A 12,324-nucleotide genomic window follows, 5' to 3' on the forward strand; every position below is an offset into this window, starting at 1 on the left:
GGCTTACCCTGTCAAAGCTTGAGGGAAAATACTTGCCGCATCAAGCCCCTGCCATCATGATGCCGCGCCGGGAAAGGGGCAGCGGCTGACCATTTCCCATGCGACTCGCGATTGACTTACAGAACCTTCGCGATCGCGTCCACCACGGCATCGATGTTGCGCGAGTTCAGCGCTGCCACGCAGATGCGGCCGGTGTCCACGGCATAGATGGAAAACTCGTCACGCAGGCGGCCGACCTGTTCCTTCGTCAAGCCGGAGTAGGAAAACATGCCGCGCTGCTTGATGACGAAATCGAAATCGTGCGAGGGCGCCTTTTCCTTGAGCTTGCTGACCAGCGCCTTGCGCATCTCGCGGATGCGCACGCGCATGCCGGCGAGTTCGTCTTCCCATACCTTGCGCAGTTCCGGGGTGGACAGGGCGGTTGCCACGACCTGGCCGCCATGGGTGGGCGGGTTGGAGTAGTTGGTGCGGATGACGCGCTTGAGCTGGGACAGCACGCGCGCAGCTTCCTCGGCGCTGGTGGCAACGATCGATAGGGCGCCGACGCGCTCGCCGTACAGCGAGAAGGACTTCGAGAAGGAGTTCGAGACGAACATCGCGCCGCCGGTCTCGGCGAAGCGGCGGACCACCTTGCCGTCCTCATCGATGCCGTCGCCGAAGCCCTGGTAGGCCATGTCGAGGAAGGGGATCAGGCCGCGCTCGGAAACCACCTTGATCACATCGGTCCACTGGTCGTCGGTCAGGTCGGCACCGGTCGGGTTGTGGCAGCAGGCGTGCAGCACGACGATGGAACCCTTCGGCATCTCCTTGAGCGCGGACAGCATGCCGGCGAAGTTGACGCCGCGGGTTGCCGGATCGTAATACGGATAGTTGTTGACCTTGAAGCCGGCGGACTCGAACAGCGCGCGGTGGTTTTCCCAGCTCGGATCGCTGATCCAAACCTGCGACTCGGGGGCGAAGCGCTTGAGGAAATCGGCGCCCAGCTTGAGCGCGCCGGTGCCGCCGAGGGCCTGCGCCGTGACGGCGCGCTTCTCTTGAACAATCGCGCTGTCGGCACCAAATACGAGTTCTTGGACCGCCTTGTCATACGCCGCCAGGCCCTCGATGGGCAGGTAGGTGCGCGGCGTTGCCTTTTCCATCAGTTGCGCTTCCGATTTCTTCACGCATTCCAGCAGCGGCACCTTGCCGTTGTCGTCGTAATAGACGCCGACGCCGAGGTTGACCTTGTTCGGGTTCTTGTCGGCGTTGAATGCTTCGGTAATGCCCAGGATCGGGTCGCGCGGCGCCATGTCGACGGCGGCAAAGGGGGAGGCGGCTTGAGTTTGGCTCATCGTGATAACATGAAAAGTTGGCTGCGGAATACTGGCAGGCGGTCGACCAGGACGGCAGCGGGTTGTAGTGGGTTTCGTGCGGAAATGCTCGAGCTTGGCTGCAACCAATTATTCTAGCAAAGGTCGAAGTGACATGGCAGATTTATCCCAGGTGCAAAGCCCGATCGACGAATCGAAAATCGTCACCTTTCCCGACTCCCCCTATCGACTTTACCAGCCTTTCCCGCCCGCCGGCGACCAGCCCGAGGCCATCGGCAAGCTGGTGGAAGGCATCGAGGACGGCCTCTCCTACCAGACCCTGCTCGGCGTCACCGGTTCCGGCAAGACCTACACGATGGCTAACGTCATCGCCCGTCTCGGCCGTCCCGCGGTCGTGTTCGCGCCGAACAAGACGCTGGCGGCCCAGCTCTACAGCGAGTTCCGCGAATTCTTCCCGCAGAACGCGGTGGAATACTTCGTCAGCTACTACGATTACTACCAGCCCGAGGCCTACGTGCCGCAGCGCGACCTGTTCATCGAGAAAGACTCGTCCATCAACGAGCACATCGAGCAGATGCGGCTTTCCTGCACGAAATCGCTGATGGAGCGGCGCGACGTCATCATCGTGGCGACGGTGTCGGCGATCTACGGTATCGGTAACCCGACCGAATATCACCAGATGATCCTGACGCTGCGCGCCAAGGACAAGGTCAGCCAGCGCGACGTCATCGCGCGCCTGATCCAGATGCAGTACACGCGCAACGAAATCGATTTCGGCCGCGGCACCTTCCGCGTGCGCGGCGACACGATCGACGTGTTCCCCGCCGAACATGCGGAACTGGCCCTGCGCATCGAGACCTTCGACGACGAGATAGACAGCCTGTCGCTGTTCGATCCGCTGACCGGGCGCGTGCGCCAGAAGATCCCGCGCTTCACCATCTATCCCGGCTCGCACTACGTCACGCCGCGCTCCACCGTGCTGCGCGCGATCGAGTCGATCAAGGAAGAATTGCGCGACCGACTGGAATTCTTCCGCAAGGAAAACAAGCTGGTGGAAGAGCAGCGTCTCGAGCAACGGACCCGTTTCGACCTCGAGATGATGCAGGAAGTCGGATTCACCAAGGGAATCGAGAACTACTCGCGGCATCTCTCCGGCGCGAAGCCGGGCGAGCCGCCGCCGACGCTGGTCGACTACCTGCCGCAGGACGCCCTCATGTTCCTCGACGAATCGCACGTGCTGCTGGGGCAATTCAACGGCATGTACAACGGCGACCGCGCGCGCAAGGTCAACCTGGTGGACTACGGTTTCCGCCTGCCGTCCGCGCTCGACAACCGGCCGCTTAAGTTTCAGGAATTCGAATCCAAGATGCGGCAGACGGTGTTCGTCTCGGCGACGCCGGCGGACTATGAAAACACCCACGCCGACCAGGTGGTGGAGCAGGTGGTGCGTCCCACCGGCCTGGTCGATCCGCAGATCTTGGTGCGACCGGCAAGCACCCAGGTCGACGACCTGATGAATGAAATCACCGACCGCATCAAACGCAACGAGCGCGTGCTGGTGACCACGCTGACCAAGCGCATGGCCGAGCAGCTCACGGAATTCCTGGGCGACAACGGCATCAAGGTGCGTTACCTGCACAGCGACATCGATACCGTCGAGCGGGTCGAGATCATCCGCGACCTGCGCCTGGGAACCTTCGACGTGCTGGTGGGCATCAACCTGCTGCGCGAAGGCCTGGACATTCCCGAGGTGTCGCTGGTCGCCATCCTCGACGCCGACAAGGAAGGCTTCCTGCGTTCGGAGCGCAGCCTCATCCAGACCATCGGCCGCGCCGCGCGCAACCTGAACGGCATGGCCATCCTGTATGGCGACCGCGTCACCGACTCGATGAAGCGCGCCATCGGCGAGACGGAGCGCCGCCGCGCGAAGCAGATCGCCTTCAACGAAGCCAACGGCATCACGCCGAAGGGCATCAAGAAGGAGATCCGCGAGCTGATCGACGGCGTGTACAGCCCGCACGAGGCACGCCAGGAATTGCTGGTCGCGGAAGGCGTGGCGAAGTACGAGTCGATGAGCGAAAAGCAGGTCAGCAAGGAAATCAAGCGGCTGGAAAAGCTCATGCTTGAGCATTCCAAGAACCTCGAGTTCGAAAAGGCCGCGCAGGTGCGCGACCAGTTGCATCTCCTCAAGGAGCAGCTCTTCGGTGCGCCGGGCGCGGACAACGTGGTTTCACTGATCGGCAAGTAGCCGGCCGGCTCGCCGGCGGTCGGCAACGATCGCCTTGATGGCCGGCGCGGTTTCGGTGGCGGCGGTGGCATGAGATGTGCGGAACACGCGAGGTACAATCGGCGCTTTCCTTTTTTGCCACGGCCATGACTTCCAGACTTCCCGCCGCCATCCGCGATGCCCTGAAACTCGCCGACCCATCCTGGCAAGCCATCCTCGAAGCAGGACTGCAGGCCATGGACGCCGCCGATCCTGCCTATCTGCCTGCTCTCGCTTCCAGCCACTACCTGCCCACCCGCGGCCGACTGTTTGCCGCGTTCACCCTGCCGCTCCGGCAGGTGCGCTACGTGCTCGTGGGCGAGGGGCCCTATCCCCGCGAGGAAAGCGCTACCGGCGTCTGCTTCATGGACGGCGCGGTCGAAACCCTGTGGTCCGAGAAAGGGCTTTCCAAACAAGTGAACCGCGCCACCTCGCTGCGCAATTTCATGAAGATGCTGCTGGTTGCGGAGGGCGAGCTTCGCGAGGAAGCGACCTCAGGCGACGTGATGGCCGGCGTGGCCGGCAAGGCGACGGCGGCTGGCTCGCCCTACATCCAGTCATTGACCGAGTTGCAGGCGGCGCTGACGCGCCACGGCTTCCTGCTGCTGAACGCCAGCCTCGTGTTCCGGGAAGAGGTCGCCCCGGTGAAGGACGCGCGCGCGTGGCAGCCTTTCCTCAAGGTGGTTCTCGAGGCGCTTGCCGACGCGGACCACGCTGCGGGACATCCGCCCACGCTGGTCCTCTGGGGCAAGATCGCGGAGCAGCTCAAGGGGCTTGCGGCGACTGCGCGGTTTCCCCACGCCGTTTCCGAGCATCCTTACAACCTCAGCTTCATCGGCAACAAGATCATGCAAGGATTGTTCGGTCCCATGCGCCTGCTTTTCCGCGAGACGGAAATGGCGTGAGGAAAAATCCGGCAGCGTGCGTGGCGTTTGAGCAATGCCCGGGCGGACTCCGTCGAGACTTTGTTACAAATCATCATCAATGCTCGGAAAATCCCTTCTACTGGTGGCAGTGTTGCCAGCATGGCATGAACGAAGGAAAGGACGTGATCGATGGACAAGATGAGGATCCTGTTTGTCTGCATGGGTAATATCTGCCGCTCTCCGACTGCGGAGGGGGTGATGCGGCACATGATCCGCCATGCCGGGCTGGACGACCTGATCGACGTCGATTCCGCCGGCACACATGGCTATTTCATCGGCGCGCCTCCCGATCCGCGTGCCCTCGTCACCGCCCAGCGCCGTGGCTACGACCTGTCCGATCTGCGCGGGCGCCTGCTTGTGCCTGATGATTTCGAGCGCTTCGACCTCCTGCTGGCCATGGACTTCACCAACCTCGACAAGCTGCAGACCTTGTGTCCTTCGCAGTACCAGTCCAAGGTGGGCATGCTAATGGGTTATGCCCGCAAGCACAAATCGCCCGTGGTTCCCGATCCTTATGATCGCGGTCCGGCGGAATTCGAACGGGTGCTCGACTACATCGAAGACGCTTGCAGCGGCCTGCTCAGGGCGCTGGAACACAGCAGCGTGGTGCTCGGCTAAGTCCGGTACCAGGCGCCGGGTCATCTGCCGGCATACCCACACGGACCGCCGTCAAGGCGGTCTTTGCCTTTCCGGCGCATGCATCGCTTCCTCGGCTGGGCAATCGCGCGTTGTCCGGATGTGTAAATTTTGCACGCGCCGCATAGCGAATTTTCCGAGACGTCGGGCAATACCGGTCCGCTGAAAAACTCCCTTCACGCTGTTCGCTCTAGCTCAATGACGGGCTGGAACCTATCTCCGCGGACTTGTTGTCGAATTGGCAAAGGCGGAGCGCCGCAGTGTCGTTCCAGTAAATTCCCCGCCCATGCCTGCGTAGGGAAGGGTAGTGGGCCTGGCTGGTATGAGGTTTGCGTCAGCGTCTCTCAGGGATAAGTCAACTTAAATGCGGATGATCATGAAACCCGTGTCGGCATGCATCACCTTTCTAGCCATGCTCCCTATGCTCCAAGCTTGGGCGCAAGAGATCGCCGATCCGCGGGCCACAGGAGGCGAGCCTGAAAACGCCACGGCGGATGGCAACAACGTGTCGTTCCCGGTCGAAACATTGACCGGCATGCCTGTCGACGTCCCGCCAGCGTCCCCTGGACCGGCCTCCGGAGCTATATGGAAGTCGCGCAATCTCGATCTTTCGGTGACCGCGGACCTCAAGGCCAATGCGCGGCCCCTTCTCGATACGCCCGCGCCCAGCATGGGGATGCGGGCGCGTTACCTTTCTCCGCTCGGCGTTCCGGGCACGCTCTCGGGTTTCGTCGGTTCCGGCGTGGATCCCGCCTTCGGTCCGCCGGCATCAGGCATGCGGGCCATCGCCGGCGTGGACTCTGCCGAGCTGCGCCGCTCACCGAGCGCGACGAGGGCAGGGGAGGCGGCCAGCGTGCTGTCGGTCGGCTACGCGTGGCGCAACCTGACCCTGGAAGGGTCGACCTTTACCAGCCAGGAGACCGAGGACCGGCGCCTTGCCGACAACAAGCAGTTCAGGCTCGATTCCAGTTCCACCAGGCTGTCCTACCAGCCCGTGCCGGAATGGACCTTCCAGCTCAGCCGGGGCAACCTGGGCGGCCAGGATCCGCTCGATCCTTATCTCGAAATCCGCCGTACCACCTTGTCGGCCACCTACCGCAAGGAACTGCAGGGCGCGCAGTGGCAGACCACCTTCGCATGGGGACGCTCGGTACGTCCGCAAGGCGAGCCGACGACAGGCTACATGGCGGAATCCACGCTGCACTTCGCGGGCAAGAATGCATTCTTCGGCCGGCTCGAACAGGCACGCAGCGACGAACTGATGCGGCAGAACGATGCCATGCGGCGCGAGCTGTTCACAACCAAGAAGCTGACGGTCGGCTACTACCATGAACTGCCGCCGCAAGGAACGATGAAGGTGGACGTCGGCGCGTTCGCCAGCCGGTACGTCATCCCATCCTATGCCACCAGTTCCTACGGCAGCGCACCCATGTCATTCATGGTGTTCTTGCGCGCCCGCTACCAGTAGCGGCGGCAGAGGGCGCATCCACGGGTGCGCCCGGACGCTTCCTGCAAATTATGAAATAATGCCGGACTTGCATTGCAGTGCACCAAGCGCTGCGCCAGCTATCCGCCTCTTCCTCCATCTCCTTCCCGTACGAATTTCTAATACCTGACAAAAACGCTCAGGAATGGTATACTTGAGCAAAATGTTCGGGAATTCAGAATATTCACGTTTTTCGGGTTTTCACTGGAGTACAGGACCATGCGTCTGACGACCAAGGGACGTTTTGCCGTAACCGCGATGATCGACCTGGCCTTGCGCGAAGACAAGGGGCCGGTGACCCTGTCCGGCATCAGCCAGCGGCAGGAGATTTCCCTGTCCTACCTCGAGCAATTGTTCGGCAAGCTGCGCCGCCACGAAATCGTCGAGTCTGTGCGCGGCCCGGGCGGCGGCTACACGCTGGCGCGCAAGCCGGAAGACGTGACGGTTGCCGACATCATCATCGCGGTCGATGAGCCGCTGGATGCGACGCAGTGCGGCGGCAAGGAAAACTGCCACGGCACCAGCCACGAGCACGGCACGCGCTGCATGACCCATGACCTGTGGGCGACCCTGAACGCCAAGATGGTGGAATATCTCGATTCCGTTTCCCTTAAAGACCTCGTTGACCAGCAGAAGCAGCGCAATGCGGAAAACAGCGTCGTCGTGATGCACCGGCCGCACGTGGCTGCCTGATCTGATTGGAGTGACTTACCCTATGAACGCCCCCCTGGAAAAAAGCCTGATCGACACCCTCAAGGCGCCGCATTTTCCGATCTACATGGACTACTCCGCGACCACGCCGATCGACCCGCGCGTGGCCGACAAGATGATTCCCTACCTGCGGGAGCAGTTCGGCAATCCGGCTTCCCGCAGCCACATGTACGGCTGGGAAGCGGAGAAGGCGGTCGAGCAGGCGCGTGAGGACGTCGCTGCCCTCGTCAACGCCGACCCGCGCGAAATCATCTGGACCTCCGGCGCGACCGAGAGCAACAATCTCGCGCTCAAGGGCGCCGCGCATTTCTACAAGACCAAGGGCAAGCACATCATCACGGTCAAGACCGAGCACAAGGCAGTCCTCGACACCGTGCGCGAACTCGAGCGCGAGGGCTATGAAGCCACCTACCTGCAGCCGGACGACAACGGCCTGGTGACGGTCAAGCAGATCGAGGAAGCGATGCGTCCCGACACCATCCTCGTGTCCGTCATGCTGGTCAACAACGAGATCGGCGTGATCCAGCCGATTCCCGAGATCGGCGAACTGTGCCGCTCCAAGGGCATCATCTTCCACTCGGACGCCGCGCAGGCGACCGGCAAAGTCGAGATCGACCTCGAGAAGTGGAAGGTCGACCTGATGAGTTTTTCCGCCCACAAGACCTACGGCCCCAAGGGCATCGGCGCGCTCTACGTGCGCCGCAAGCCGCGCGTGCGCATCGAGGCGCAGATGCATGGCGGCGGCCACGAGCGGGGCTTGCGTTCCGGGACCCTGGCCACACATCAGATCGTGGGCATGGGCGAAGCCTTCCGCCTGGCGAAGGAAGAGATGAGCAGCGAACTCGAACGCATCCGCGCGCTGCGCGACCGCCTCGCCAAGGGACTGCTTGAGATCGAGGAAGTCTACGTCAACGGCGACATGGAACACCGCGTGCCGCACAACCTCAACGTCAGCTTCAACTACGTCGAGGGCGAGTCGCTGATCATGGCGATCAAGGACATCGCGGTCTCGTCCGGCTCGGCCTGCACCTCGGCCAGCCTGGAACCGTCGTACGTGCTGCGCGCCCTGGGCCGCAGCGACGAACTTGCCCACAGTTCCATCCGCTTCACCATCGGCCGCTTCACCACCGAGGAAGACATCGACTTCACCATCAACCTGCTGAAGTCCAAGGTCGGCAAGCTGCGCGAACTGTCGCCGCTTTGGGAAATGCACAAGGACGGGATCGACCTGAGCACGATCCAGTGGGCCGCGCACTGAACCGGCAACGTCACAGATAAAGGAGCACATCATGTCTTACTCTGAAAAAGTTCTCGATCACTACGAAAATCCCCGCAACGTCGGTTCCTTCGAAAAGGGCGACGAGACCATCGGCACCGGCATGGTCGGCGCTCCGGCCTGCGGCGACGTCATGAAGCTGCAGATCAAGGTCGGCGCCAACGGCGTGATCGAAGATGCGAAGTTCAAGACCTACGGCTGCGGCTCGGCCATCGCTTCCTCCTCGCTCGTGACCGAGTGGGTCAAGGGCAAGACGCTGGACGAGGCAATGTCGATCAAGAACACCCAGATCGCCGAGGAACTGGCGCTGCCGCCGGTGAAAATCCACTGCTCCATCCTCGCCGAAGACGCGATCAAGGCAGCGGTGCAGGACTACAAGGCCAAGCACGGTTCCGAAACCACGGCGGCCTGAGCGGGACAGCGATACAGCAAGACAGGAAACGAGGACATGGCAATCACTCTGACTGAAAAAGCGGCAAAGCACGTCAATCGCTACATCGAGCGTCGCGGCAAGGGCATCGGCCTGCGATTCGGCGTGCGCACCACCGGCTGTTCCGGCCTGGCTTACAAGCTGGAATACGTGGACGAGAGCGCGCCCGAAGACGAGGTGTTCGAGTCGCACGGCGTCAAGGTGTTCGTCGATCCGAAGAGCCTGCCCTACATCGACGGCACCCAGCTCGACTTCGCGCGCGAGGGCTTGAACGAAGGATTCAGGTTCAACAACCCCAACGTGAAAGACGAGTGCGGCTGCGGAGAAAGCTTCCGCATCTGACGGCAGTTCGCCGGGGCCATCCGCCCGACGACGCCAGGACTCGCATGAAGCCTGTCTCGACAGGCTTTTCTCATAATTAGGCGCATGGAAAATCACTTCGACCTGTTTCACCTGCCGCAGCAATTCGCCATCGACGCCGGCCAGCTCGACAAGGCGTATCGCGAGGTGCAAGGACGCGTGCATCCGGATCGCTTCGCCAACGCGACCGACGCCGAGAAGCGCGTCGCGATGCAATGGGCGACGCGTGCCAACGAGGCCTACCAGACGCTCAAGAACCCGTACAAGCGCGCAAGGTACCTCTGCGAGCTCAACGGCGTCGACCTGCAGATCGAGTCGAATACCGCCATGCCGGGCGATTTCCTGATGCAGCAGCTCGAATGGCGCGAATCGCTCGCCGATGCGAAGGCCATCAAGGACGTGACCGCCCTCGAGGTGCTCCAGGAAGACGTGGAAACGGCGCGCAAGCAGGAGGTCGAGCGCATCGGCAGGCTGCTCGACGCGAAGCAGTTCAACGACGCCGGCGCGGGCGTGCGGAAACTGATGTTCCTGGAAAAATTCTCGATCGAAATCTCGCATCACATCGATCAGCTCGACGGCTGAATCCAGCCCGCCGCGCCGACGGCCGAGACGATGCCGCCTCAAGCACATGACACACCGGACAAGAACATAACATGGCCCTACTGCAGATCGCCGAACCAGGCATGTCGACCGCTCCCCACCAGCACAGGCTGGCGGTGGGCATCGACCTCGGCACCACCAATTCGCTCGTTGCCACCGTGCGCAACAGCATTCCCGAAGTGCTGAGCGACGAGGAAGGGCGCGCCTTGCTGCCGTCCATCGTGCGCTACCTTGCCAACGGCCATGCGAACATTGGCTACAAGGCGCAGGCCGCGCAGACCACCGATCCCAAGAACACCATCGTTTCCGTCAAGCGCTTCATGGGGCGCGGACTGAAGGACATTCCCTACGCGGAAAACCTGCCCTACGACTTCGTCGACGCGCCCGGCATGGTGCAGCTCAGGACGGCGGCAGGCACCAAGAGTCCGGTCGAGGTGTCGGCGGAAATCCTTGCCACGCTGCGCCAGCGCGCCGAGGATGCGCTGGGTGACGAACTCGTCGGCGCGGTCATCACGGTGCCGGCCTATTTCGACGATGCGCAGCGCCAGGCCACCAAGGACGCGGCCAAGCTCGCCGGCCTGAACGTGCTGCGCCTGCTCAACGAACCCACGGCGGCCGCCATCGCCTACGGCCTCGACCATGGTTCCGAAGGCGTCTACGCGGTCTATGACCTCGGCGGCGGCACCTTCGACATCTCCATCCTCAAGCTCACCAAGGGCGTGTTCGAGGTGCTGTCCACCGGCGGCGATTCCGCGCTCGGCGGCGACGACTTCGACCACCGCCTGCTGTGCTGGATGATCGAGCGCGAGAAACTCGCGCCGCTGTCGGACAAGGACATGCGTTTGCTGATGGTCAAGGCGCGCGAGGCCAAGGAGTTGCTGTCCACCCAGTCCGAGGTGCACATCGATGCCGTGCTCAACTCGGGCGAGGAAGTGCACCAGTCGCTCAGCGCCGCGACCTTCGCCGAGATCACCCAGCATCTCGTCGCCAAGACCATGACGCCGACGAAGAAGGCCCTGCGCGATGCGGGACTGACGGTGGATGACGTCGACGGCGTGGTGCTGGTTGGCGGCGCCACGCGCATGCCTCACATCCGCAAGGCAGTCGGCGACCTGTTCCAGACGACGCCCCTGGCCAACATCGACCCGGACAAGGTGGTCGCGCTCGGCGCCGCCGTCCAGGCCAACCTGCTCGCGGGCAACCGCGCGGCGGGCGACGACTGGCTGCTGCTCGACGTCATTCCGCTGTCGCTCGGCATCGAAACGATGGGCGGGCTGGTCGAGAAAGTCATTCCGCGGAACTCCACTATTCCCTGCGCGCGCGCGCAGGAGTTCACCACCTTCAAGGACGGGCAGACCGCGATGGCGATCCACGTGGTTCAGGGTGAACGCGAACTGGTGAGCGACTGCCGCTCGCTTGCACGCTTCGAGTTGCGCGGCATTCCGCCGATGGCGGCCGGCGCGGCGCGCATCCGCGTGACCTACCAGGTGGATGCCGACGGCCTGCTGTCGGTGTCGGCGCGTGAATTGCGGTCCAACGTGGAATCGTCGATCAGCGTCAAGCCCTCCTACGGACTCGCCGACGACGACATCGCCCGCATGCTGCAGGAATCCTTCACCTCGGCTGACGTCGACATGAAGCAGCGCGCCTTGCGGGAGGAGCAGGTAGAAGCCGAGCGCATCCTGCTGGCCACGCAATCGGCGCTGGACGCGGACGGCGACCTGCTCGACGCGGCCGAACGCGCCGAGCTCGACAAGCTCATGCAGCAGGTGCGCGACACCGTCGGCGGCGAGGACCATGACGCGATCAAGGCGGCGGTCGAAGCCCTCGCGCACGGCACCGAGGAATTTGCGGGCCGCCGCATGGACAAGAGCGTGCGCGCCGCCCTGGCCGGCCGCAAGCTGGACGAAATCGCCTGAGGACTGCCTGCCGGCAGTGCTTTCGGATACATCACTAGAAAGGTAAAACGTGGCACAGATCGTTGTTCTTCCCCATCATGAATTGTGTCCCGACGGGGCCGTCATCGAAGCGCCGGCCGGCAAGTCGGTCTGCGACGCGCTGCTCGAGAACGATATCGACATCGAGCATGCCTGCGAAAAGTCCTGCGCCTGCACGACCTGCCACGTGATCGTGCGCGAAGGTTTCGATTCGCTCAATGAAGCCGAGGAAAAGGAAGAAGACCTGCTGGACAAGGCCTGGGGCCTGGAAGCGAATTCCCGCCTGTCCTGCCAGGCTATCGTCGGCAGCGAAGACCTGGTGGTCGAAATTCCGAAATACACCATCAACCACGCCAGCGAAAAGCACTGACGCGCCCTTGCACGTC

12 protein-coding genes are annotated in these 12,324 nt (G+C 62.8%); 11 read left to right on the forward strand and 1 reads right to left on the reverse strand.

The features are described 5' to 3' along the window. Positions 1 to 116: 116 nt before the first annotated feature. Positions 117 to 1,331 (reverse strand): amino acid aminotransferase, encoded by a 1,215-nt coding sequence (locus G3574_RS11800; protein ID WP_163963271.1) that lies wholly within the window; start codon positions 1,329 to 1,331, stop codon positions 117 to 119. Positions 1,332 to 1,464: 133 nt separating this feature from the next. Between G3574_RS11800 and uvrB the strand changes: the two genes are divergently transcribed. From uvrB to fdx, 11 genes are all read left to right on the forward strand, one after another. Then, positions 1,465 to 3,558, forward strand: a complete 2,094-nt coding sequence (gene uvrB / locus G3574_RS11805) for an excinuclease ABC subunit UvrB (protein WP_163963272.1) — start codon at positions 1,465 to 1,467, stop codon at positions 3,556 to 3,558. A gap of 125 nt (positions 3,559 to 3,683) precedes the next feature. Beyond that, entirely contained in the window at positions 3,684 to 4,481 is a 798-nt protein-coding gene (locus tag G3574_RS11810; protein ID WP_163963273.1) for a uracil-DNA glycosylase family protein, read from the forward strand. A gap of 150 nt (positions 4,482 to 4,631) precedes the next feature. After that, complete coding sequence (locus G3574_RS11815) at positions 4,632 to 5,120, forward strand: low molecular weight protein-tyrosine-phosphatase (RefSeq protein ID WP_163963276.1); 489 nt, start codon at positions 4,632 to 4,634, stop codon at positions 5,118 to 5,120. Positions 5,121 to 5,559: 439 nt separating this feature from the next. Next, positions 5,560 to 6,606: a hypothetical protein gene (locus G3574_RS11820; RefSeq protein ID WP_163963278.1), complete on the forward strand. Its 1,047-nt coding sequence runs from the start codon at positions 5,560 to 5,562 to the stop codon at positions 6,604 to 6,606. A 237-nt stretch (positions 6,607 to 6,843) separates the two neighbouring features. Beyond that, complete coding sequence (iscR, locus tag G3574_RS11825) at positions 6,844 to 7,317, forward strand: Fe-S cluster assembly transcriptional regulator IscR (RefSeq protein ID WP_163963281.1); 474 nt, start codon at positions 6,844 to 6,846, stop codon at positions 7,315 to 7,317. 22 nt (positions 7,318 to 7,339) lie between these two features. Beyond that, on the forward strand, positions 7,340 to 8,593 hold the full coding sequence (locus G3574_RS11830) for an IscS subfamily cysteine desulfurase (protein ID WP_163963283.1): 1,254 nt from the start codon (positions 7,340 to 7,342) through the stop codon (positions 8,591 to 8,593). 31 nt (positions 8,594 to 8,624) lie between these two features. Continuing rightward, on the forward strand, positions 8,625 to 9,023 hold the full coding sequence (gene iscU, locus G3574_RS11835; RefSeq protein WP_163963285.1) for a Fe-S cluster assembly scaffold IscU: 399 nt from the start codon (positions 8,625 to 8,627) through the stop codon (positions 9,021 to 9,023). 36 nt (positions 9,024 to 9,059) lie between these two features. Further along, positions 9,060 to 9,383, forward strand: a complete 324-nt coding sequence (gene iscA, locus G3574_RS11840) for an iron-sulfur cluster assembly protein IscA (protein WP_163963287.1) — start codon at positions 9,060 to 9,062, stop codon at positions 9,381 to 9,383. 84 nt (positions 9,384 to 9,467) lie between these two features. Then, complete coding sequence (gene hscB, locus G3574_RS11845; RefSeq protein ID WP_163963289.1) at positions 9,468 to 9,983, forward strand: Fe-S protein assembly co-chaperone HscB; 516 nt, start codon at positions 9,468 to 9,470, stop codon at positions 9,981 to 9,983. Between the two features lie 71 nt (positions 9,984 to 10,054). Beyond that, the gene (hscA, locus tag G3574_RS11850; RefSeq protein WP_163963291.1) at positions 10,055 to 11,920 is read left to right on the forward strand and encodes a Fe-S protein assembly chaperone HscA; all 1,866 of its coding nucleotides are present in this window, start codon (positions 10,055 to 10,057) and stop codon (positions 11,918 to 11,920) included. Positions 11,921 to 11,969: 49 nt separating this feature from the next. Beyond that, the gene (gene fdx, locus G3574_RS11855) at positions 11,970 to 12,308 is read left to right on the forward strand and encodes an ISC system 2Fe-2S type ferredoxin (protein WP_163963293.1); all 339 of its coding nucleotides are present in this window, start codon (positions 11,970 to 11,972) and stop codon (positions 12,306 to 12,308) included. Positions 12,309 to 12,324: the final 16 nt, after the last annotated feature.

It is taken from the genome of Noviherbaspirillum galbum (assembly GCF_010974945.1).
Lineage (GTDB): Bacteria > Pseudomonadota > Gammaproteobacteria > Burkholderiales > Burkholderiaceae_D > Noviherbaspirillum > Noviherbaspirillum galbum.